This is a genomic window from Streptomyces ureilyticus (assembly GCF_011045025.1).
In the GTDB taxonomy this organism is placed as follows: domain Bacteria; phylum Actinomycetota; class Actinomycetes; order Streptomycetales; family Streptomycetaceae; genus Streptomyces; species Streptomyces ureilyticus.
Genome location: NZ_JAAKZX010000114.1, coordinates 1 through 22,332 on the forward strand (window position 1 = coordinate 1; position 22,332 = coordinate 22,332).

General features: G+C 68.5%; 16 protein-coding genes and 2 pseudogenes. 13 read left to right on the top strand and 5 right to left on the bottom strand.

Annotated elements, in window-relative coordinates:
* The first annotated feature begins 296 nt into the window (after positions 1 to 296).
* Entirely contained in the window at positions 297 to 1,067 is a 771-nt protein-coding gene (locus tag G6048_RS29285) for an SDR family NAD(P)-dependent oxidoreductase (RefSeq protein WP_235990469.1), read from the top strand.
* Between the two features lie 124 nt (positions 1,068 to 1,191).
* On the opposite strand, the pseudogene G6048_RS50040 reads toward G6048_RS29285, so the two are convergent.
* Positions 1,192 to 1,785 (bottom strand): annotated as a pseudogene (locus G6048_RS50040) (LysR family transcriptional regulator); the annotation flags it as partial.
* On the opposite strand from G6048_RS50040, the gene G6048_RS29295 reads away from it, so the two are divergent.
* From G6048_RS29295 to G6048_RS29325, 7 genes are all read left to right on the top strand, one after another.
* Positions 1,742 to 1,927 (top strand): hypothetical protein, encoded by a 186-nt coding sequence (locus G6048_RS29295; RefSeq protein ID WP_165342606.1) that lies wholly within the window; start codon positions 1,742 to 1,744, stop codon positions 1,925 to 1,927. The pseudogene G6048_RS50040 and the gene G6048_RS29295 overlap by 44 nt on opposite strands.
* A 235-nt stretch (positions 1,928 to 2,162) precedes the next feature.
* Positions 2,163 to 3,875, top strand: coding sequence for a VanW family protein (locus tag G6048_RS29300; protein ID WP_206342268.1), 1,713 nt, complete (start codon positions 2,163 to 2,165; stop codon positions 3,873 to 3,875).
* 208 nt (positions 3,876 to 4,083) lie between these two features.
* Positions 4,084 to 5,169: an S-(hydroxymethyl)mycothiol dehydrogenase gene (locus G6048_RS29305; RefSeq protein WP_165342607.1), complete on the top strand. Its 1,086-nt coding sequence runs from the start codon at positions 4,084 to 4,086 to the stop codon at positions 5,167 to 5,169.
* Entirely contained in the window at positions 5,166 to 5,801 is a 636-nt protein-coding gene (locus G6048_RS29310) for an MBL fold metallo-hydrolase (RefSeq protein WP_165342608.1), read from the top strand. The genes G6048_RS29305 and G6048_RS29310 overlap by 4 nt, the downstream gene beginning before the upstream one ends.
* 321 nt (positions 5,802 to 6,122) lie before the next feature.
* The gene (locus tag G6048_RS29315; RefSeq protein ID WP_165342609.1) at positions 6,123 to 6,485 is read left to right on the top strand and encodes a bifunctional 3-phenylpropionate/cinnamic acid dioxygenase ferredoxin subunit; all 363 of its coding nucleotides are present in this window, start codon (positions 6,123 to 6,125) and stop codon (positions 6,483 to 6,485) included.
* On the top strand, positions 6,482 to 7,645 hold the full coding sequence (locus G6048_RS29320; RefSeq protein ID WP_165342610.1) for an NAD(P)/FAD-dependent oxidoreductase: 1,164 nt from the start codon (positions 6,482 to 6,484) through the stop codon (positions 7,643 to 7,645). The genes G6048_RS29315 and G6048_RS29320 overlap by 4 nt, the downstream gene beginning before the upstream one ends.
* Positions 7,646 to 7,775: 130 nt before the next feature.
* Positions 7,776 to 8,909, top strand: a complete 1,134-nt coding sequence (locus G6048_RS29325; protein WP_165342611.1) for an aromatic ring-hydroxylating oxygenase subunit alpha — start codon at positions 7,776 to 7,778, stop codon at positions 8,907 to 8,909.
* 45 nt (positions 8,910 to 8,954) lie between these two features.
* Here G6048_RS29325 and G6048_RS29330 read toward each other — a convergent pair whose 3' ends face one another.
* The gene (locus G6048_RS29330; protein ID WP_165342612.1) at positions 8,955 to 9,701 is read right to left on the bottom strand and encodes an IclR family transcriptional regulator; all 747 of its coding nucleotides are present in this window, start codon (positions 9,699 to 9,701) and stop codon (positions 8,955 to 8,957) included.
* 201 nt (positions 9,702 to 9,902) lie between these two features.
* Between G6048_RS29330 and betA the strand changes: the two genes are divergently transcribed.
* From betA to G6048_RS29355, 5 genes are all read left to right on the top strand, one after another.
* Positions 9,903 to 11,573 carry a choline dehydrogenase gene (gene betA / locus G6048_RS29335; RefSeq protein ID WP_165342613.1) on the top strand — a complete coding sequence of 557 codons (1,671 nt, stop codon included), beginning with the start codon at positions 9,903 to 9,905 and terminating at the stop codon, positions 11,571 to 11,573.
* 382 nt (positions 11,574 to 11,955) lie between these two features.
* Positions 11,956 to 13,044: a quaternary amine ABC transporter ATP-binding protein gene (locus tag G6048_RS29340; RefSeq protein WP_165342614.1), complete on the top strand. Its 1,089-nt coding sequence runs from the start codon at positions 11,956 to 11,958 to the stop codon at positions 13,042 to 13,044.
* Between the two features lie 482 nt (positions 13,045 to 13,526).
* Positions 13,527 to 15,053, top strand: coding sequence for an ABC transporter permease (locus tag G6048_RS29345; protein WP_408056187.1), 1,527 nt, complete (start codon positions 13,527 to 13,529; stop codon positions 15,051 to 15,053).
* A gap of 13 nt (positions 15,054 to 15,066) precedes the next feature.
* Positions 15,067 to 16,044 carry an ABC transporter substrate-binding protein gene (locus tag G6048_RS29350; protein ID WP_165342616.1) on the top strand — a complete coding sequence of 326 codons (978 nt, stop codon included), beginning with the start codon at positions 15,067 to 15,069 and terminating at the stop codon, positions 16,042 to 16,044.
* A gap of 268 nt (positions 16,045 to 16,312) precedes the next feature.
* On the top strand, positions 16,313 to 16,984 hold the full coding sequence (locus G6048_RS29355; RefSeq protein WP_165342617.1) for a GntR family transcriptional regulator: 672 nt from the start codon (positions 16,313 to 16,315) through the stop codon (positions 16,982 to 16,984).
* Positions 16,985 to 18,214: 1,230 nt separating this feature from the next.
* Here G6048_RS29355 and G6048_RS29360 read toward each other — a convergent pair.
* From G6048_RS29360 to G6048_RS29370, 3 genes and pseudogenes are all read right to left on the bottom strand, one after another.
* A pseudogene (locus G6048_RS29360) lies at positions 18,215 to 20,383 on the bottom strand ((Fe-S)-binding protein); the annotation flags it as partial.
* A gap of 174 nt (positions 20,384 to 20,557) precedes the next feature.
* Positions 20,558 to 21,547 carry an electron transfer flavoprotein subunit alpha/FixB family protein gene (locus tag G6048_RS29365; protein WP_165342619.1) on the bottom strand — a complete coding sequence of 330 codons (990 nt, stop codon included), beginning with the start codon at positions 21,545 to 21,547 and terminating at the stop codon, positions 20,558 to 20,560.
* The gene (locus G6048_RS29370; protein ID WP_165342620.1) at positions 21,544 to 22,314 is read right to left on the bottom strand and encodes an electron transfer flavoprotein subunit beta/FixA family protein; all 771 of its coding nucleotides are present in this window, start codon (positions 22,312 to 22,314) and stop codon (positions 21,544 to 21,546) included. The genes G6048_RS29365 and G6048_RS29370 overlap by 4 nt, the downstream gene beginning before the upstream one ends.
* Positions 22,315 to 22,332 lie beyond the last annotated feature (18 nt).

The window sequence follows — 22,332 nt, forward strand, 5'->3', positions numbered from 1 at the left end:
CAGGCCCTGCTCGCCCTCGCTCGCCGACGCCTCAACGTCCTGTGGGCCATGATCCGTGACGGACAGTGCTACCAAGGTTCACCTCCCGTCACAGCAGCGGCTTGACATCACGATTGGGAAGTCCTTTCGCAGAAGCGTCATGGAGGCAGGCGTATCGGGCGGCGGGGCGTGGCCGTGCCGATAGTCCGGGCGGCGCCACCTCGGCGGTGCCCCCGACGCCATCTCGGTCGGCACCGAGGTGCTGGACGGCACCTCGATCGATACCGTCCGGGTACCGCCGCATACCGGAACTGTCATTGTTCTCGCAGGTGAGCGGTGTTGGACTCGATGCCATGAGTAAGCTCGACAACAAGGTCGCGGTCATCACCGGCGGCAGTTCAGGTATCGGTCTCGCCACGGCGCAGCGATTCATCGAAGAGGGCGCGGTGGTCTACGTGACCGGCCGCAGGAAGCAGGAGTTGGAAGCCGCCGCGACGAAGACGGGTGCGATCGCCGTCCAGGGAGATGCCTCGAACCCGGCGGACCTCGACCGGCTGTACGACGCCGTGCGCAACGACGGCCGCCGGGTCGACGTGGTGGTCGCGAACGCCGGGACCGCCGAAATCGCCAGACTCGAAGACGTCACGGACGAACACTTCGACAGTGTCTTCAACATCAACGTCAGAAGCGCGATGCATACGGTCAGCAAGGCGCTTCCGTTGCTCAACGATGGCGGATCGATCGTGCTGGTCGCCTCGGTGTCAGGGCGCGTCGGAACGTCAGGTATGAGCGTCTACAACGCGTCGAAAGCCGCTGTCCGCTCGTTCGCCCGGACCTGGGCGAACGAGCTCAAGGGCCGGAACATCCGGGTCAACGCGCTGTCGCCGGGAACCACGGACACTCCCAACGTCGGGTCCTGGCTCGACGAGGCTTACCCAGCTAGGCCCCTGGGACTGAGGGAAACAGGTGCCCGGACGCGACGTTTTTTGCAGTACGTACGAACGCGTCACGCGTCGCGGCCGGGACATTCTGGCGCCATGTCAGCGCCAGTTGTGTCGGCGGTGCGTCGACAACAGGAACCGCTGTGACGGCGGATCCGATCCGGTCGGCCGCGGCCGCCCCCACCATGACGATCAGTTCGCCCATCGCGACTTGGTCGATGAGGTCGCCGAGCATGACCTCCGGCGTGCCTTCTGGCAGTAGTGGACGGAGAAGCCTGTCTCTTGGGACGTCGGCAACCGAGATGACCGGTTCTGCCGCGAGGTAGTGATCCTGGGGTACCAACGCGACCGTTTCCACCTGGGCCAGTTCGCAGCGTTCCAGTCCGTCGAGACCGCTGCGGTCACAGGTCAGTGCGATGTCCGCGGAACCGTTGCGCACCAGGTCGGCCGGGTCCCGGGTGAACACGACCTCGACGTCGGCCGCACCGTGCTGACGTCGATAGGCGCGCAACACGTCCGCCAGGAGTCCGGATCCGGTGCCCTGCCGTGCGGCCACCACCAGCCGGTGAGGGCGGCCGCTGCGCTGAGCGCGCAACACCGCGGCATCCAATGCGGTCAGCACCTGCCGGGTCTCGGCCAGAAAAGCGGCGCCGGCCGCCGTGAGATCGACACGACGACTGGTGCGCTCGAACAATCGGATCCCCATTCTGCGTTCTAGCCTGCCGATCGCCCTCGACAGCGGTGGCTGCGCCATCCCGAGTCGATCCGCGGCCCTCCCGAAATCCCGTGGATTGGGTGATCCGGTTGCCGGGCTGGCGGGCATGAACCCTGGCGCCCAACACTCCGGTCCCGTCGCGGAGATCATCGCCTGCGCCAACCAGGGTGCGGGCCTGCCCCTGTCCCAGGGCACAGGGCCGATTCATCGACCACTGGTCCGGAGCCGGGCGGACGGCCGGACCGCCCTCGACGAGGTTCCCGCACGCGCGGGCGCGGGCGTGGGGCGCTGAGGTCGGCCGGTCGCCCTGCGCACAGGGGGCGCCGAATCCTGCCGGTCGCGCCACGGGGGAGCCCAGCCCGGGCACCCCGTGCCAGTGACGGACCTAACGGCGCCACCACGGACTTCTCCCTATCATCGCCTGGCGAGCGGCCCCGGTGCGGCTTTGCCCGCGCCAACGCGACAGTCGCAGCGAGGAGAATCCAGTGAGCCGCTTGTCCCTTCTCGACATATCCGACGGCACCGACTTGGCCAGTCGTCGCCGAATAGGCCGTCGTGTCGTGCTCGTGGCGGGGGCGGTGGGTGTTGGTTTCGGCGGGCTGTATCTGGTGGGCCTGCTGGTCTCCGGTGACGACGTCCCCGAGGGGACCCGGGTGCGCGGTGTGGACATCGGAGGGGTGAGCCGCTCGGAGGCGCGGGAGAAGCTGGACGGCAGCCTGGGCGGGACCTGGTCGAAACCGGTGAAGGTGCGCCTCGGCGACAGTGCCGGCACCGTCCGCATGTCCGGTGTCTCGTTGGACAGCGAGGAGACGGTCGCCCGTGCAGCGCAGGTGGGGTCCGACCCGTTCACTGTGATCGGCCGCCTGTTCGCGAGTGATGACCGCGAGGTCGAGCCGGTGATCCGAGTGGACGAGGAGAGAGTCCGCGCGTCACTCGCCGAGAAGGCGAAGGCGTACGACCGGAAGGCGCGGGAGGGCGGCGTCACCTTCCGTGCGGGTGAGCCGGTGCAGACGCGGCCGGTCACCGGGCGGTCCCTGGACGTGGACGGCGCGGTCGAGGCCGTGGTGTCAGCGGTCCCGGGACTGGGGAACGAGCCGGTGCGGCTGCCGGTCCGTACGGCCGAACCCCAGGTCGGTACGGCGGAAGTGAACCGCGCGATGAAGGAATTCGCCGACCCCGCGATGTCGGCGCCGGTCACGCTCACCGTGGGCGACCGGGACATCGAGATCAGCCCGGCGACGCTCGGCAAGCACCTCACCATGAGGCCGGACGGGCAGAAGCGGCTGGCACCCGCACTGGACGGCAAGGGGCTCATGGCCGATCCGGCGCTGGCGACTCCGCTCGCGCGGGCCACCGGCGAGCCGGTCAACGCGAGGCTGCGCCCGGAGGGCGGGGGAGTGGTGGTGGCCTCGGACGGCAAGGCCGGGCAGGAGGTCACGGCCGAGGCGTTTCACAAGGCCGTACTGCCGCTGCTGACGAAGTCCGGGGCGGCCCGCAGCGGGGCGGTGGCCACCAAGGAGATACAGCCCGAGCTGACCCGCGACAACGTCGGCCGCCTGGGCATCAAGGAGAAGATGTCGTCGTTCACGGTCGACTTCGAGCCGGTTCCCTACCGCGTCACGAACATCGGCCGTGCGGCGGAGCTGATCGACGGGTCGGTCGTACTGCCCGGCGAGACCTGGAGCCTGAACGGCACCGTGGGCGAGCGGACCAAGGCCAACGGGTTCGTGGAAGGCATCATCATCAACAACAACCAGTTCGAGAAGGCTGCCGGAGGCGGCGTCTCCACGGTGGCCACGACGCTCTTCAACGCTGTCTTCTTCGCCGGCGTGAAGCCGGTGGAGTACGGGGCCCACTCGTTCTACATCGAGCGCTACCCGGAGGGCAGGGAGGCGACGGTGGCCTGGGGCAGTCTCGACCTGAAGTTCAGGAACGACTCGGGCAACGCCCTCTACATCGACGCGCAGGCCACGGACACCTCCGTCACGATCACTTTCCTCGGCACGAAGAAGTACGACGCGGTGGAAGCGGTCAAGGGCCCGCGCACCAGTGTGAAGGAGCCGGGAACCCGCGAGGGTGCAGCCGGAGAGAAGTGCGTGCCGCAGACCCCGCTCGAAGGCTTCGACGTCGCCGTCGACCGGGTCTTCAAGGAGGGCGGCAGGGAAGTCGACCGGGAGACCTTCAAGACGCGGTACGTACCCCGCGACGAAGTCACCTGCGACGCGGCGACCGAGGAGTGACGGGCGCCGGACAGGGCGTAGGCGACGCACTCCCGGCACCCGACCTCTTCTCATCGAGCCAGGCCTGGACCTTTGGCACAGCGACGGCGTGCCAGTCACGGTGCCCAGATCCTTGACCCCCCGGTCGGCACTCCACGATGCTGTGTTGCGGGACATGAAGTGTGTGCCGTAATGGGCAACACGAATCCGTATCACCCGAGGAGTGGCCATGACTCACCAGGTCCGTGCTGTCGTCGCGCGGGGGAAGGGCGCCCCCGTCAGCCTGGAAACGATCAACGTGCCCGATCCGGGTCCGGGAGAGGCGCTGGTGAAGATCGAGGCCTGCGGGGTCTGTCACACCGATCTGCACTATCGCGAGGGCGGTATCAACGACGAGTTCCCCTTCCTGCTGGGCCACGAGGCCGCGGGTGTCGTGGAGTCGGTGGGGGAGGACGTCACCGACGTCGCCCCGGGTGACTTCGTCATCCTCAACTGGCGTGCGGTGTGCGGGAATTGCCGGGCCTGCCAGCGCGGACGGCCCTGGTACTGCTTCAGCACCCACAACGCGAAGCAGAAGATGACCCTGGCCGATGGCACGGAGCTGTCGCCCGCGCTGGGCATCGGCGCGTTCGCGGAGAAGACGCTGGTGGCGGCGGGGCAGTGCACGAAGGTGGACCGGGCCGCGTCGGCGGCCGCCGCCGGTCTGCTGGGGTGCGGCGTGATGGCGGGCATCGGCGCGGCCATCAACACCGGCAACGTCGGACGCGGTGACAGCGTCGCGGTCATCGGCTGTGGCGGCGTCGGAGCCGCGGCGGTCGTCGGGTCGAACCTGGCGGGCGCGGCGAAGATCATCGCGGTGGACATCGACGACCTCAAGCTGAACACCGCCGAGAAGCTGGGTGCGACCCACACCGTCAACGCAAAGGGCACCGACCCCGTCGAGGCGATCCGCGAGCTGACCGGCGGCTTCGGCGCCGACGTGGTCATCGAGGCGGTGGGCCGCCCCGAGACGTACAAGCAGGCGTTCTACGCCCGCGACCTGGCGGGCACGGTCGTACTCGTCGGTGTGCCGACCCCGGAGATGAAGCTGGAGCTGCCGCTGCTGGACGTCTTCGGCAGGGGTGGCGCGCTGAAGTCCTCCTGGTACGGCGACTGCCTGCCGAGCCGGGACTTCCCGATGCTCATCGACCTCTATCTGCAGGGCCGTCTGGACCTGGACGCCTTCGTCACGGAGACCATCGCGCTCGACGACATCGAGAAGGCCTTCGAGCGGATGCACGGCGGCGACGTACTGCGCTCGGTGGTGGTCCTGTGACCGCCGGCGTCCGCATCGAGCATCTCGTCACCTCGGGCCAGTTCACGCTCGACGGCGGCACCTGGGATGTCGACAACAACGTATGGATCATCGGCGACGACACCGAGGCCGTCGTCATCGATGCCGCACACGACGCCGAGGCGATCGCCGAAGCCCTCGGTGAGCGCACCCTTCGCGCCATCGTGTGCACCCACGCCCACAACGACCACATCGACGCCGCACCCGAACTCGCGGACCGCACCGGCGCCCCGATCCTGCTCCACGACGACGACCTGCAGCTGTGGAAGCAGACCCACCCGGACCGGACGCCCGACGGCGGGCTGTCCCACGGCCAGCTCCTCGCCGTGGCCGGTGTCGAACTGACCGTGCTGCACACCCCCGGCCATGCCCCGGGTGCGGTCTGCCTGTACGCGCCTGCCCTGAAGGCCCTCTTCAGCGGTGACACCCTCTTCGCGGGCGGCCCGGGGGCGACGGGGAGGTCGTACAGCGACTTCCCGACCATCGTCGATTCCATCCGGTACCGGCTGCTGCCTCTGCCCGACACCACCGTCGTACACACCGGCCACGGGGACACGACCACCATCGCCGCCGAGGCCCCGCACCTTCAGGAGTGGATCGACCGCGGGTTCTGACCCCCGCTCGTAGCGCAGCGCACGCCCGCTCTCGGCCATGAACGTCGCCGAGGCGGGCGTGCGTGCGTTCGTCCCGCGATCGCGAACGGGCATCCGACGGCTGGATGCCCCCTTTGGGCAGGTCGAAGGCCTGATTCCGCGTCACTCGCCCTCACTGCCCCTCGACTGGCTTGTTTCTTATGGCGACACCAGTTGCGTGATGGGCGACACCAATCTGTGCCGGAACGGGCCTCCTGAATGCCTTGACAGCGGTTCTGGGCCGACCCCAAACTGAGGTTGCGCTAACCGCAATCCGTTTCGCTATACGCACCCGAGGTGGTCATGATGATTCCCGCGTGCCCTCTGGCGGATCTCCCGCGAGGAGAGGCTTTCCGGCTCGAGATCGACCCGCCCGTCACGGTGTTCCACACCGAGGACGGCGAGCTTTTCGCCATCGACGACACGTGCACCCACCAGGACGCCTCGCTTGCCGACGGCTGGGTGGAGGACTGCTGGGTGGAATGCCCCCTGCACGCCTCGAAGTTCAACCTGAAGACCGGTGAGGTCGACGCCCCGCCGGCCAAGCTCCCCGTCCGCACCCACGAGGTCGTCGTCGACAACGGCATGGTCTACGTGAAGCTGTCCACGGTCGCCCCCAACCTGCCGCACTGCGTCGCCCGCAAGCTCGCGGGAACCCTCGCGTGAGGACGGTTGCCGTGGTGGGCGCCTCGCTGGCCGGTCTTTCGGCGGCGCGCTCACTGCGGAAGCAGGGCTACGACGGGCGGCTGGTGGTCATCGGGGATGAACTCCACCGCCCGTACGACAGGCCGCCCCTGTCCAAGGAGTTCCTGGCCGGAACCATGGGCGAAGCGGATCTCGTGCTGGAGATGGACGACGAGGACCTGGGGGCCGAGTGGCTGCTCGGCGCCCGCGCCACCGGACTCGACCGTACGGACCGTGCCGTCAGGCTCGCCGACGGGCGTGAGGTCCGCGCCGACGGCATCGTCGTCGCGACCGGCGCCGCCGCGCGCACCCTGCCCGGCTCCGAGGGCCTGGCCGGAGTACACGTCCTGCGCACCCTGGACGACGCCCGCTCGCTACGGGAGGAACTGGCCGGCGGCGGACGCCTTGTGGTGATCGGCGGCGGATTCGTCGGTGCCGAGGTCGCCTCCACCGCCTACGCCCTCGGGCTCGACGTGACGGTGGTCGAAGTGGCCCCGACACCGCTCGCCGGACCGCTCGGCGAGACCATGGGTGCCATCGTCTCCGCGCTCCACGCGGACCACGGCGTACGGCTGTTGTGCGGCGTGGGCGTCAAGGGGCTGAGCGGGGAGCGCCGGGTGGACGCCGTTCTGCTCGAGGACGGGCGCAGCGTCCCCGCCGACATCGTCGTGGTCGGTGTGGGCGCACGGCCGTGCGTGGAGTGGCTGGAAGGATCCGGCGTCGAGCTCGACAACGGCGTCAAGTGCGGTGCGGACGGCCGCACCAGCCTGGCCGGTGTGGTCGCGGTCGGCGACTGCGCCAACTGGTACGACCCCCGTGCGGGCGCCCATCGCCGCGTCGAGCACTGGACCGGTGCGCGGGAACGCCCCGACGCGGCCATCGCGACGCTCCTGGCCTGGGGCGCGACGGAACCGGGCGTGCCCCGGCCGCCGTACTTCTGGTCGGACCAGTACGGCGTGAAGATCCAGTTCGCCGGGCATGCGGCCGGCGCCGACAGCGTGACGATCGAGGAGGGCGCGGCGGACGACCGCAACGTCCTGGCCGTCTACCGGCGTGCCGGTGAGCCGGTCGCCGCGCTCGGGATGAACCAGCCGCGGCTGTTCACTCGCTGGCGCAAGCAGCTCGCCCGTACGACCTCTTGACACCGCCTCTGAGGCATCCCATGCTGCGGTTTCACATGGCACGCAGCGTTGCTCCATACACAACGCCGTCCGGAGTCGCTCTTCCCGGCGCGTGAATGACCGATCCACGACGTTTCCCGAGGAGTGCAGCGTGACCTCGACCAGCCTGCCCAACAGCCTGATCGCCACCCTCCCCGGCTCCTCGTACACCGACCCCGAGGTCTTCGGCCAGGAGCAGGAGCACATCTTCGAGACCATGTGGTTCTGCGCCGTGCGCTCATCCGACCTGGCGAAGCCCGGCGCCTTCCGCACCGTCGACGTGGGTCGCGAGAGCATCCTGGTCACCCGCGCCAGAGACAACTCCGTCCGGGCCTACTTCAACGTCTGCCGGCACCGCGGAGCGAGGCTCTGTACGGAGGAGAGCGGCGAGGTCAAGCGGGCCTTCCAGTGCCCGTACCACGCCTGGACCTACGGCCTGGACGGCAAGCTCGTCGCGGCACCCAACCTCACCAAGATGCCCGACGTCGGCCGCTCCGAGTACGGCCTGGTGAGCGTCGCCGTCCGCGAATGGCTCGGCTACGTCTGGGTCTGCCTGTCGGAGAACCCGCCCTCCTTCGAGGAGGACGTCATCGGCGATGTCGTCAGCCGCCTCGGCGACGCCGAGGCGATCGAGCGCTACGACATCGCGGCCCTCTCGGTCGGCAAGCGGATCGTGTACGACGTGAAGGCCAACTGGAAGCTCATCATCGAGAACTTCATGGAGTGCTACCACTGCGCCACGATCCACCCCGAACTCACCGAGGTGCTCCCCGAGTTCGCCGACGGCTTCGCCGCCCAGTACTACGTCGGTCACGGCGCCGAGTTCGGTACGGAAGTCCAGGGCTTCACCGTCGACGGCGGCGAGGGCCTGGACCGCATCCCGGGCGTCGCCGAGGACCAGGACCGCCGCTACTACGCGATCACCGTCAGGCCGCAGGTCTTCATCAACCTCGTACCCGACCACGTGATCTTCCACCGCATGTACCCGGTGGCCGTCGACCGCACGATCGTCGAATGTGACTGGCTCTATCTCCCCCATGTCGTCGAGAGCGGCAAGGACGTCAGCCGGTCCGTGGAGCTCTTCGACCGCGTCAACCAGCAGGACTTCGACGCCTGCGAGCGCACCCAGCCCGGGATGAACTCCCGGCTGTACGCCAAGGGGGGCGTGCTGGTACCCAGCGAACACCACATCGGTGCCTTCCACGACTGGGTGCACGAGCGCCTGGGGACACAGCAGTCGCAGTAGCGACGGCTGTGTGGCCATAGGGCGCTTCGGTGGTGTACGGGCCGCTCAGCCCAAGTACCCCATGCGGTGACTGATCTCCTCCGCGCCCTTCATCAGCACGGGAGCGAGCTCGTGCAGGCGCTCCTTGCTGAGCCGGTACGCCGGCCCGGAGGCGCTCAGCGCCGCGACGACCTCTCCGTCCCGGTTGCGGATCGGAGCGGCCAAGGCGTGGAGGCCGAGCTCCAACTCCTCCAGGGCCCAGGCGTAGCCACTCTCCCGGACGTCGACGAGGTTCTTCTCGAGCTTCGTCTTCGCGGTCATGGTGTGCTGGGTGACCTTCTTCATGCCGGAGGTGGCCAGTATCGCGGCGCGTTCCTTGGCGGGGAGGTAAGCCAGCAGGATCTTGCCGCTCGACGTGGCGTGCAGCGGGGTCAGTTGGCCGACCCAGTTCTGTGCGGTGACGGCTCCCGGGCCGCGCACCTGGTAGAGGTTGACCGCGTAATGCTCCTGCCGCACCGCGATATTGACGGTCTCTCCGATCTCCTCGGCGAGGTCCTCGCAGACCGGGCGGCCCTGTTGGGTGATGTCGATGCGTCCCGTGACCGCACCGGCCAGCCGTACGATGCCGAAGCCCAGACGGTACTTGCCGCGCTCGCCCGCCTGTTCCACCAGGCCGCGCGCCTCCAGGGCGCCGAGCAGGCGGAACGCGGTGGACTTGTGAACATCGATCTCGGCCGCCACCTCGCTGACACCTGTCTCGCCGCGGCGAGCCAGGATCTCTAGGACGCTGATGGCACGGTCGACCGACTGCACTCCGCCAGCATGTGAATTTGAGGTTCCGGTATCAATGTTGTAGTTGCTCACAACGCAACTATACCCAGAGTAAACAACGCTACTTCAAGTAACGGCGGCGAAACGAAGTCTTTGCAGGTTGCGCTGCACGCAACCTGGTGCGTATAGCGATACCGTGGCTAGCATGCTCGCGTATCTATGGCGCGAGCGAGACGAGGCACCATGGCTCCCCTTCAGTACGACTTCGTGATCGTCGGCGGTGGCTCGGCCGGCAGCGCACTGGCGAACAGACTCTCCGCGGATCCGGCGAACCGGGTGCTGGTGCTGGAGGCCGGCCGGTCCGACTACCCGTGGGACGTCTTCATCCACATGCCCGCGGCGCTGACCTACCCGATCGGCAGCCGCTTCTACGACTGGAAGTACGAGTCCGAGCCCGAACCCCACATGGGCGGCAGACGCGTCTACCACGCACGCGGCAAGGTGCTGGGCGGCTCCAGCAGCATCAACGGCATGATCTTCCAGCGCGGCAATCCCATGGACTACGAGCGCTGGGCGGCCGATGCCGGGATGGAGAGCTGGGACTACGCGCACTGTCTGCCGTACTTCCGGCGGATGGAGAACTGCCTTGCCGCCGATGCGGATGATGAGTTCCGCGGTCACGACGGTCCCCTCGTGCTGGAACGCGGCCCGGCGACCAATCCGCTGTTCGGTGCGTTCCTCAAGTCCACCGAGGAGGCGGGTTACGCGCCCACGGACGACGTCAACGGCTACCGGCAGGAGGGTTTCGCCAAGTTCGACCGCAACGTCCATCGCGGGCGTCGGCTGTCGGCCTCGAAGGCGTACCTCAAGCCGGCGATGAAGCGGCCCAACCTCACGGTCACCACCCGCGCGCTGGTCACCCGCGTGCTGTTCGAGGGCAAGCGGGCCGTGGGTGTGGAGTACCGGCGCGGCCGGGGTGCCGTGCAGCAGGTGCGTGCCGGGGAGGTCATCCTGTGCGGCGGTGCGATCAACTCCCCGCAGCTGCTCCAGCTTTCCGGTGTCGGCAACGCCGAGGAACTCGGGGATCTCGGTATTGATGTGGTGCAGGATCTGCCGGGGGTCGGCGAGAACATGCAGGACCATCTGGAGGTCTACATCCAGTACGCCTGCAAGCAGCCGGTGTCGATGCAGCCGTACATGGCGAAGTGGCGCGCCCCGTTCATCGGGCTGCAGTGGCTCTTCCGTAAGGGGCCGGCCGCCACCAACCACTTCGAGGCCGGCGGCTTCGCCCGCAGCAACCAGGACGTGGACTACCCCAACCTGATGTTCCACTTCCTTCCCGTCGCGGTCCGCTACGACGGCTCCTCGCCCTCGGGCGGTCACGGCTACCAGGTACATGTGGGTCCGATGTACTCCGATGCCCTCGGCTCGGTGAAGATCAAGAGCAGGGATCCGCGCGAGCGTCCGGCGCTGCGCTTCAATTACCTGTCCACCGAGCAGGACCGCCGCGAATGGATCGAGGCGATCCGCGTGGCGCGCAGGCTGCTCAATCAGCCCGCGATGGCCCCCTATAACGGCGGGGAGATCTCGCCCGGTCCTGCGGTGGAGTCGGACGAGGAGATCCTCGCCTGGGTGGCGAAGGAGGGTGAGACCGCCCTGCATCCGTCCTGTACCTGCAAGATGGGCACCGACGAGATGGCCGTCGTCGACCCGGCCAGCATGCGGGTGCACGGCGTGGAGGGCCTGCGCGTGGTGGACGCCTCCGTTATGCCCTATGTCACGAACGGCAATATCTACGCGCCGGTGATGATGATCGCCGAGAAGGCCGCCGACCTGATCCTCGGCAAGGAGCCACTGGCCCCGTCCAAGGCCGCGTATTACCGCCATCGCGACGCACAAAAGCAGACGGGATAGACATCGGGAGACCGGCTCCGTGTGGAGCCGGTGTGGACGACGTTTCAGTCCTCGGCGGGCGGTGTGGACCCGTTCGCCGGGGCTTTCGAGGTGACGCTGCCGGTACTGTGCAGGCTGACGAGCTGGGTCGGCCCTGCTCGCATGTGCACCGGAGGTCGTATACGACAACCCGCGACCGACGCGGGTTTTGTGCAATTTGATGAGCTAATGGTCATCCGTCACCCCCTTGACGTGTGTCTGCGCATTCGCCAAGGTGTTCCACCACAAGCAATTGGGTGCATGATGCGCAACGCATTCCGGCGGAGCCCGAGTACATCTGGCAGAACTTCCGACCCCGGCCGCAGTACTGGTTCCGCGGCTGAACGCCGAAGAAAGGTCGATCGTGACCCCAACCAAGACCGAGGTGCCGCAGCGGAGCGGCACGACCCAGGATTCGGATGGCGCGCCGGTCATATCCGTGCGCAATCTGTGGAAGGTGTTCGGGCCGAAGGCCGAGCAGGTACCGGAGTCCGAGGAGCTGTGCGGGCTCAGCCGGCGCGAGCTGATGGACCGTACCGGGAACACCGCCGCGGTACGGGATGTGAACTTCGAGGTCTCGCCCGGCGAGGTGTTCGTCGTGATGGGCCTGTCGGGTTCCGGCAAGTCCACGCTGGTGCGATGTCTGACCCGGCTGATCGAGCCGACCGCGGGTGAGATCGTCTTCGAGGGCGAGGACATCCGTGACGCGGACGCGGGGCGGCTGCGGGAGCTGCGCCGCCGCAAGTTTTCCATGGTCTTCCAGCACTTCGGTCTGCTGCCCCACCGCCGCGTCGTGGACAACGTGGCGTTCGGACTGGAGATCCGCGGCATGGGCAAGGCCGAGCGTGCCAGGCGGGCGATGGAGGTCGTCGAGCTGGTCGGCCTCGCCGGCTACGAGGGCTCGTACCCGGACCAGCTGTCCGGCGGTATGCAGCAGCGCGTGGGGCTGGCCCGGGCGCTGGCCGGTGATCCGGACGTGATGTTCTTCGACGAGCCGTTCTCCGCGTTGGACCCGTTGATCCGCCGGGACATGCAGAACGAGGTCATCCGGCTGCATCACGAGGTCGGCAAGACGATGGTGTTCATCACCCATGACCTGTCCGAGGCGCTCAAGCTGGGCGACCGCATCCTGATCATGCGCGATGGCCAGATGGTGCAGTGCGGTACCGGCGACGAACTGGTCGGCGCCCCGGCCGACGACTACGTGCGCGAGTTCGTCAAGGATGTGCCGCGCGGCGATGTGCTGACCCTGCGGTGGATCATGCGGCCGGTCGAGGACGGTGACGAGCTGGACGGTCCGGAGATGGGCCCGGATGTCGTGGTGAAGGAGGCCACCCGGGCGGTGCTGGCGGCGGACAAGCCGGTCAAGGTCGTCGAGGGCGGCAAGCTGCTCGGGATCGTCGGTGACGAGGAGATCCTCGCGGTGGTCGCCGGGCAGGAAGGCGACATGTGATGACCGTCGCCATGGAGAAAACAGAGAAACCGGAGAAGTCCCAAGGCGTGGAGCCGGCCGCTCCCGTCAAGAGGGTGCGCAAGGTCAGCCGGTCCATGGTGATCGCCGCGATCCTGGTCATCTGGCTGGTGCTGTTCGCCGTGCTGCGCGGCAAGCAAACCCTCACCCTGGCGGCGGCGGACCTGACCGATCTGCACCGGTGGTTCAACGACGTCAACGACTCGATCGGCGCCAACCGCAACTCCAACCCGCTGTTCCTGTACTTCTTCAACGAGATCCGCCTGGTCATCGACAACCTGGTGACCTTCGTACAGGAGCTGATCTCCCAGCCGCCCGCGGGCCGGCCGGTGCCGCAGATCGGCTGGCTGGGCGTGGTCGGCATCGCCGGCTATGTCTCCTGGGCGGTGGGCAACTGGCGAGTCGCGCTGCTGGCCGTGGCCGGCTTCACCTTCCTCGGGCTGCAGGGCCTGTGGCAGGAGAGCATGGACACCCTGGTGCTCATCCTGTGCGCGGTGTTCGTGGCGCTGCTGTTCGCCATCCCGCTGGGCGTGTGGGCGGGGCTGTCCGACCGGGTCAACCGGATCATCACGCCCTTCCTGGACTTCATGCAGACGATGCCGACCTTCGTCTACCTGGCCCCGCTGACGCTGTTCTTCCTCATCGGCCCGGCCTCCGCCACCATCGCCACCATGATCTACGCGGCACCGCCGACGATCCGTATCACCGCGCACGCCATCCGCACGGTGCCGGAGACGACCGTCGAGGCGGCCGACTCGATGGGCGCCACGCGACGGCAGTCCCTCATGAAGGTGCTGCTGCCGATGTCGAAGCGGACCGTGGTGATGGGCGTCAACCAGACCATCATGGCCGCCCTGGCCATGGTGACCATCGCGGCCCTGATCGACGCGCCCGGCCTGGGCAAGACCGTCGTCAGCGCTCTCCAGACGCTCGACGTCGGTACGGCCTTCAACGCGGGCCTGGCCATCGTCGTCCTGGCCATCGTGCTGGACCGGGTCACCACCGCGGCGAGCACACGCGAGGAGGCCGCCCGGGGTTCGAAGAACCGCTTCCTGACCTGGCGACGCCCGCTGCTGGCGGCGGGTGCGGTGGTCACGGCGGTCCTGGTCTACATGTCGAACACCTATCTATGGGCCGCGGAGTTTCCCGGCGAGGGGCGCACCGGCAGCACCATCTCGAGCACAGCGGACAGCGTGACCACCTGGGTGCAGGACAACCTCTCGGGCCTGACCAACGCCTTCCGCGACGCCCTCACCAACGGTCTGCTCAACCCGTTCCAGGCAGTGCTCACGGACTCCCCGTGGTGGCTGGTCGGCGCGGCACTGATCGCGCTCGCAGTCGTGCTCGGCGGCTGGCGCGCCGGCATCACCACGGCCGTGTGCGTGGGCCTGCTGCTCGGCACCGGCGTGTGGTCGGACGCCATGACGACGATGGCCTCGACCCTCGTCGCCACGGTGCTCGTGATGCTGATCGGCGTGACCTTCGGCGTGTGGATGGGACGCAGCGCGCTCGTGGACCGGCTGCTTCGGCCCACGCTGGACGCGGCGCAGGTCATGCCGCCGTTCGTCTATCTGGTGCCGTTCCTCGCACTGTTCGGCGCGACCCGCTTCACCGCGATCGTCGCCGCCGTCGTCTACGCGACACCCGTCGCGATCAAGATCGTCGCGGACGGGGTGCGGAACGTCCCGGAGACGACTGTGGAGGCGGCCACTTCCGCCGGGTGCAACACCTGGCAGATCATCACCAAGGTTCAACTGCCGATGGCACGCAGCGCCCTGACCCTCGCCACCAACCAGGGCCTGATCTATGTGCTGTCGATGGTTGTGGTGGGCGGCCTGGTAGGCGCGGGCGCCCTCGGCTACGACGTCGTGGCCGGCTTCTCGCAGGGACAGTTGTACGGGAAGGGGCTCGCGGCGGGGCTGGCCATCGTCCTTCTCGGAGTTATGTTCGACCGGATCACTCAGGCAGCCGCGCGGCGTACCAGCGCGTAAGGAGCAACTGACCATGGCAAGGCAAGCAAGACACTGGAGAGCCGGCGCAGCCGGCATAGCGGCCCTCGGCCTCGCCCTCACCGCCTGCGGCGGTGCGACGGTGGAAGACAGCTCCTCGGGGTCCGGCAGTTCGGGCGAATCAGGCAAATGCGGCAACTTTAATCTCGCGGTCAACCCATGGGTGGGTTACGAGGCGAATGCGGCGGTCCTCGCCCACGTCGCGGAGCAGGACCTCGGCTGCAAGGTGGAGCAGAAGGACCTGAAGGAAGAGATCGCCTGGCAGGGCTTCGGGACGGGCGAGGTCGACGCCGTCGTCGAGAACTGGGGTCACGACGACCTGAAGAAGAAGTACATCACCGACCAGAAGACCGCCATCGACGCCGGTCCGACCGGCAACGAAGGCCTCATCGGCTGGTACGTGCCGCCGTGGCTGGCCAAGGAACACCCCGACATCCTCGACTGGAACAACCTCAACAAGTACGCGGCCGAGTTCAAGACCTCCGAGTCCGGCGGCAAGGGCCAACTCCTCGACGGTGACCCGTCGTTCGTCACCAACGACGAGGCTCTGGTCAAGAACCTGAAGCTGGACTTCAAGGTCGTGTACGCGGGCAGCGAGACCGCGCTCATCCAGGCCTTCCGCAAGGCGGAGAAGGACAAGGAATGGATGATCGGCTACTTCTACGAGCCGCAGTGGTTCATGTCCGAGGTGCCGCTGAAGAAGGTCAAGCTGCCCGAGTACAAGGATGGTTGCGACGCCGACGCCGAGAAGGTGGCGTGCGACTACCCCGTGTACAAGCTCGACAAGATCGTCAGCAAGAAGTTCTCCGAGTCGGGCAGCCCGGCCTATGACCTGGTGAAGAACTTCACCTGGACGAACGACGACCAGAACACCGTGGCCAAGTACATCGCGGTGGACAAGATGACGCCGGAGGCGGCGGCGAAGAAGTGGGTCGACGCCAACCGCGACAAGGTGGAGGCCTGGTTGAAGTAGGGCCGCCACTTGGCCGGGTTGCTGTACCCGGCCGGGGGAGTGGACGTACCCCTGAGGAGGGCCCGGCAGGCTGTGGTGACAGCCTGCCGGGCCCTCCTTCGCGCCTGAGGCGGTCGGGCCGGCACATGGCCAAGCTCCGCCGTGGAGAGTCGGGCAAGGAGCCAGTACAGTCGGTACGTCCACCCCAGCGAACTGATATATTTGATGTATGTCAACGGTAGGACGCTGATGCCAACCGTCCCGCGCTTAAGGAAGAGGCGGCCGAAAGATGAGCAGCACCGAGGTCTCCCCTGTGACTGATTCGGCGCCGATGTCATTGGCCGACCGGGCCTACGAGCGCCTTCAGGATCGATTGGTCATGCTCGACATCCGGCCCGGCGAGCCGATGAACGACAGCCAGCTTGCCGCTGAGCTCGGCGTCGGACGCACGCCCGTTCGCGAGGCGCTCAAGCGACTCGAGACCGACCACCTGGTGGTCTCCTACCCGCGCCGGGGCACATTCGCCACCATCATCGACGTGACCGAGCTCGGGGCGATCGCCGACATCCGCGAGCAGCTCATGCCGTTCGCGGCGCGGCGGGCCGCCGTCCACGCCAGCAGCGCCATGCGCGACGCGCTGCGAGCCAAGGCCGCCGAGGTGAGGAGCCTCGAGAGCCCGCACGGTGATCGCACCGCGATGATGCGGACGGACATGTCGCTGCACCGGCTCATCTACAAGGCGGCCGGCAACCCACACCTCGAGGACGTGCTGATCCGCTACGACAACCTGGCCACCCGCATCTGGTGCCTGGTCATCGACCGGCTTCCCGACCTCGCTCACCACATCACCGAGCACGCGGACCTGCTCGACGCCGTCGCCGACGGCGACGCGGACCGCGCCGAGCACCTCACCCTCGAGCACATCGCCGGCTTCGCCCGCGAGATCCGCGGCGTGCTCTGACCGTCTGCGAGCTCGCCGGTCTGCTGCCGGCCGGAGACTTCCACTTGCGCGGGGTGGGCGCCTGCACCTCGTTGTGCGGCGCCGCCCTGCCACGTACCTGCTGCGCTGTACGAAGCGGGGCGCCGCGCACCTTGCAACGCGGTCGGCCCCGCGCCAGGCGCGACCGGCTGCCCACCCCGCCGAGCTTGCCGAGCTCGCGAAGAAGACCAACTGGGACCAGGCCGAGGTTGACCTGCGCGGGTGCACCGGGCGGCGGCTCGGCCTGACCGCTGAGCGCCGGCCGGGCTGCCGGGTGCGGGGCCTGGTCGGCCGCCTGGCGCCCGCGTCAGCCTGGACGAGCAGTGCCCCCATGCCCGGAACCCGGGCATGGGGGCGGGCGGTCTCTCGTCGGGTCGGGTGCGATCAGTAGTCGAAGAGGCCCTTCGGCTTCTCCGGGGCCTCGTGCTGCTCCGGCGCGGCTTCGGCCTGCGGCTCGGGCTGTGCCTCCGGCTCCTCAAGGGGCTCCGGGGACGGGGCCGGAGCCGCAGGCATCGCCTCCGGGATATCGAAGAGCGACGCACCGCCGGTGGCCGTGGCCGGGGCCGACTCCCCGGGAGCGGCCGGGGCGGTCGGCTCCTCCTCGATGTCGAAGAGGGAGCCTGACGGCGCGGGCTTCGCGGTGGCTTCGGCTGTCGGCTCCGGTGTTCCGGTGGTCGCGGGTGCCGGTGCCTCGTCGGCGGGGATGTCGAAGAGCGACCCTCCAGAGGCGGTCGGCGCGGGAGTCGGCTCGTCTGTGGGCTGGTCGAACAGTGACCCGCCGGGGGCGGACTTTGCGGGTGGGTCGGTGGGTGCTTCGTCGAAGAGTGAGCCGCCCGAGGCGGTAGGAGGAGTGGGCTTGTTTGTGGGCTGGTCGAACAGCGACTCGCCGGGGGCCGGCTTTGCGGGTGCCGCGTCGAAGAGTGAGGCGCCCGGGGTGGCTGGAGCGGCGGGTTCGGGTGTGGGCTCGTCGAAGAGTGACCCGCCGGAAGCCAGCTTTGCGGGTGGGTTGGCGGGTGCCGCGTCGAAGAGTGACCCGCCGGAAGCCAGCTTTGCGGGTGGGTTGGCGGGTGCCGCGTCGAAGAGTGAGCCGCCCGAGGTGGCCGGAGCGGCAGGCTCGGTTGTGGCCTCGTCGAAGAGCGATGCCCCAGCGGCGTCGGAAGCGGCGGGCTCTGCAGGAGCAGTGGCTGGAGCAGCCGGGGCGGTGGGAGCGGCGGCGGGCGCCTGCTCGGGCTTGGTCGTGGTGTCACCCTTGACCGAGGCCAGCAGCATCTGGGCGACGTCGAGGACCTCGACCTCCTCGCGCGCGCCGGACTTGGCCTGGAGGGCTGAGACTCCGTCGGAGAGCATTACCCGGCAGAACGGGCAGCCGACCACGATCTGGTCGGCACCGGTGTCGACGGCCTCCGTGGTGCGGTTCATGTTGATCCGCTCTCCGAGGCTCTCCTCCATCCACATCCGGGCGCCACCGGCCCCGCAGCAGAAGGACCGTTCCGAGTTGCGCTCCATCTCGACGTACGAAGCGCCCGGCACCACCTGCAGCAGCTCGCGCGGCGGGCTGTAGACCTGGTTGTGCCGGCCGAGATAGCACGGGTCGTGGTAGGTGATCGACCGCTGGTTCGCGCCGGCCTCGGGGGCGACCGGCGTCAGCCTGCCCTCGCGTACGAGCCGGTTGAGCAGCTGGGTGTGGTGGACGACCTCGAGCTCGATGCCGAAGGCCTTGTACTCGTTCTTGAGCGTGTTGAAGCAGTGGGCGCAGGTCGCGACGACCTTCTTGACCTTGAACTCCTTGAAGGTCTCGACGTTCTCCTGGGCCAGGCCCTGGAAGACGAACTCGTTGCCGGCACGGCGGGCCGAGTCACCGGTGCAGGTCTCGCGGTTGCCGAGTACGCCGAAGGAAACGCCGGCCATGTGCAGCAGCTCGGCGACCGCGCGGGTGGTCTTCTTGGCCCGGTCCTCGTAGGCGCCGGCGCAGCCGACCCAGAACAGCCAGTCGACCGACTCCAGCGACTCCAGGTCCTTGCCGACCTCCTTGACCTCGAACGGCAGGCCCTTGGCCCAGTCCATGCGCGCGTTCGGCGCCATGTTCCACGGATTGCCCCTGTTCTCAAGGGACTTGAAGAGCTGGTTGAGCTCGGCGGGGAAGTTCGACTCGATCAGTACCTGGTAGCGGCGCATGTCGACGATGTGGTCGACGTGCTCGATGTCGACCGGGCACTGCTCGACGCAGGCGCCGCACGTCGTGCACGACCAGAGCGCGTCCGCGTCGATGACGAAGTCGCCACCCTCAGGGTTGTACGAGCCCTCGTCCGCGTCGGGCTTGCCGATCAGCGCCCGCTCGGTGTGTCCGGCCAGGCCGGCGGCCTTGAGATAGGTGTGCTCGCGCAGGCCCTTCATCAGCAGCTTCGGCGAGAGCGGCTTCTCGGTGTGCCAGGCCGGACACTGCGACTGGCAGCGACCGCACTCGGTGCAGGTGGTGAAGTCGAGGAGGCCCTTCCAGGAGAAGTCCTCGATCGCCCCGACGCCGAGCGTGGTGTCCTCGTCGAGATCGTCGATGTCGTCCAGGGTGACGGCCTTGCCGCCGACGGTCAGCGGCTTGACCGCGCCCAGTGCCGTACGGCCCGAGGACTCCCGTTTGAACCAGATGTTGAACCAGGCGGTGAACCGGTGCCAGGCGATGCCCATGGTCAGGTTGCGGCCGATGACGATCAGCCAGACCATCGCCAGCGCGATCTTGAAGAAGGCGATGAAGTAGACGAGGTTCTCGTTGGTGCCCTGGCCGGCCGGGTAGAGCGCGTCACCGAGCCAGGACGAGAGCGGGAAGTGCGCGCGGGTCGCGTGCTCATGATCGGCGAGGTGGAACTCCGCGCCCCGGATGAACAGGATCGCCGCACCTTCGAGCAGGGCCAGGAACTCCACGAAGTAGGCCTGCCAGAAGGTCGAGCCGAAGAACCGGCTCCTGCGGCCCTCGATGCGGGGGTGGTGCTTCTGCCGGTAGACGATCAGCCAGACGATGCCGACCGTGCTCAGCAACCCGATGAACTCGCTGAACCACTCGAAGGGGTACCAGTGGCCCACGATCGGCCATGCCCACTCGGGGTCGAACAGCTGGAAGTAGGCGCCCGCCACCGCGGTGCTCAGGAAGAGAAACGCCGCGAACACGAACCAGTGCATGACGCCGACCCAGGTCCACTGCAGCATCCGGGTGTGCAGCACGGTCTCCTTGAGCATGGTGACCGTACGAGCGCCCGGATCGTCGGTACGGCCCGGGCTAGCGGGCCCACCCATCCGGATCACCCGGAGCATGCTCCGGACCGCGGGGACCAGGACGAACAGGGCGGCCAGCGTGAGCGCCAGCGACGCCACGATGGCGAAGATCTGCATCAGGGCTCCTCAAGGACGGTCTTCTGGCCGGGGGCGTGGCGGAGAGGGGGAGGCTGCGGCTCCGCCGCGCGGGCGCGACCAGCCCCGACGGAGCCGCAGACGATCGGCGGCCCATCGTGGCACTGCCCGCGGAGGGCCCGGCGGCATGCACTCAGCCACCGCCGGGCACCCGACTCACCCAGACACCCCACGCGACTTGAGCTCGTCGATGATCGCGGGGACGACCTCATGCATGTCGCCCACGACGGCATAGTTCGCCTTCGTCATCATCGGCGCCTCAGGATCCGTATTGATCGCCAGGATCGTCTTCGACGACGCGCAGCCGGCCCAGTGCTGGATGGCACCGGAGATCCCGCAGGGGATGTACAGGTCCGGGCTGATCCGGGAGCCGGTCTGGCCGACCTGCTCATGGTGGGGCCGCCAGCCCAGCGAGGTGACGACGCGGGACACCCCGACCACGCCGCCGAGCAGCCCGGCGAGCTCGGCGACCGGGCCGAAGCCCTCCGGTCCACCTGCCCCGCGCCCGGCACCCACGACGACCTTGGCGGACTTCAGCGAGTCGGAGTGGTCGACCTCCTTGGTGCCGGTCGACACGACCCGCGCCACGAGGTCGGACTCGGCCACCTCGGGGGTCACCTCAACCCAGGCGGCGGGCGACGCGCCCTCCACCGGCGACACGGCCCACGAGTGGCCGGCGACGGAGAAGACCGCGGGCCGCTGGTCGAGCTTCATCTCCTCCAGGGCCGCCCCGCCGACCACCTGCCGGGTCACCACGAACGGCGCCAGGCCGTGGAACGCGGTCACGTTCGCGGCCATGGGCACGTCGAGCCGGGCGGCCAGATGCGCCAGCACCTCGTTGCCCCGGGGCGAGCCCGCGGCGGTGACCACGACGGAGCGGGTCGACTCGCGGATCGCCTGCAGTGCCGCCGCCCAGGCGGCCCCGCCGTACGACGCGAACGCCTCGCCCACCGCGTGGTGGACCTCGGCCGCGCCGTGGGTGCCGAGCTCGGCCGCCAGCGCGTCGCGGTCCTCGACCTCACCGACGACGACCGCGCGGATGGCGATGCCGCCGCCCTCGGCCGACAGCGCCCGGGCGAGGTTGAGCGTCTCCAGCGAGATCTCGCTCGCGGCGCCGTTCTCTGTCTCGACCAGCACCAGAATCATCGGGTCACCCCCAGCTTCTCAAACAGGTTCGCGACCGCCGCGGCGGCCTCCGTGCCCTCGCCCAGCACCTCGACCGTCGACGGCGCGGGCGGGGGCAGCAGCAGCCGCACCCGGTTCGCTCCGGCGGGCTCGGCCGACAGGGCCCGGGTCTCGATCTGGACCTTCTTGGCCGCCATCCGGCCCCTCAGCGTCGGATAACGCGGCTCCGCCCCGCCCTCGAGGACGGTGGCGACGGCGGGCAGCGGCAGCGAGTAGGTCTCCTCACCGCCGGGGCCGTCGCCGCGTGCGGTCAGGTTGCCGTCGGCCACCTCGACCGTCGACACACCGTTGACCACCGGCCGGCCGAGCGCATGGGCCATCCGGATGCCCACCTGGAAGTCGCCGCTGTCGGCGGCGTCGTTGCCGAGCAGGATCAGGTCGTACGTCGTGCCCGCGGACTCCTTCTCGCGTACGACGTGGGCGATCTCCCGGGCCACGTCGGCCGGTCCCAGCCGGGAGGGCTCCGCCTCCACGAGTACGGCGGCCTGGCAGCCGAGCGCCAGCGTGTCCCGCAACTGCTCGGCGGCCTCGGGCGGGCCGACCGTCAGCAGCGTGACCGTACCGCCGGTCGCCTCGGCGGTACGGACCGCCAGCTCGACAGCACAGCTCTCGTGGTTGCTCACGGTGAAGCCGACGTACCTCCCGTCGACACCCTGCTGGTCTTCGGTGAGCAGGACCTCACCGGAGGAGTCGGGGACCCGCTTGATGCAGACCAATACGTTCGTCATCGTTCACCTCTCGTGGTC

Bases quoted from the DNA above. Each gene is read 5' to 3' on its own strand.
- G6048_RS29295 (WP_165342606.1), top strand. From the start codon at position 1,742: ATGAACCCTGGCGCCCAACACTCCGGTCCCGTCGCGGAGATCATCGCC.
- G6048_RS29305 (WP_165342607.1), top strand. From the start codon at position 4,084: ATGACTCACCAGGTCCGTGCTGTCGTCGCGCGGGGGAAGGGCGCCCCC.
- G6048_RS29315 (WP_165342609.1), top strand. From the start codon at position 6,123: ATGATGATTCCCGCGTGCCCTCTGGCGGATCTCCCGCGAGGAGAGGCT.
- betA (WP_165342613.1), top strand. From the start codon at position 9,903: ATGGCTCCCCTTCAGTACGACTTCGTGATCGTCGGCGGTGGCTCGGCC.
- G6048_RS29345 (WP_408056187.1), top strand. From the start codon at position 13,527: ATGGACACCCTGGTGCTCATCCTGTGCGCGGTGTTCGTGGCGCTGCTG.
- G6048_RS29350 (WP_165342616.1), top strand. From the start codon at position 15,067: ATGGCAAGGCAAGCAAGACACTGGAGAGCCGGCGCAGCCGGCATAGCG.
- G6048_RS29355 (WP_165342617.1), top strand. From the start codon at position 16,313: ATGAGCAGCACCGAGGTCTCCCCTGTGACTGATTCGGCGCCGATGTCA.
- G6048_RS29365 (WP_165342619.1), bottom strand. From the start codon at position 21,547: ATGATTCTGGTGCTGGTCGAGACAGAGAACGGCGCCGCGAGCGAGATC.
- G6048_RS29370 (WP_165342620.1), bottom strand. From the start codon at position 22,314: ATGACGAACGTATTGGTCTGCATCAAGCGGGTCCCCGACTCCTCCGGT.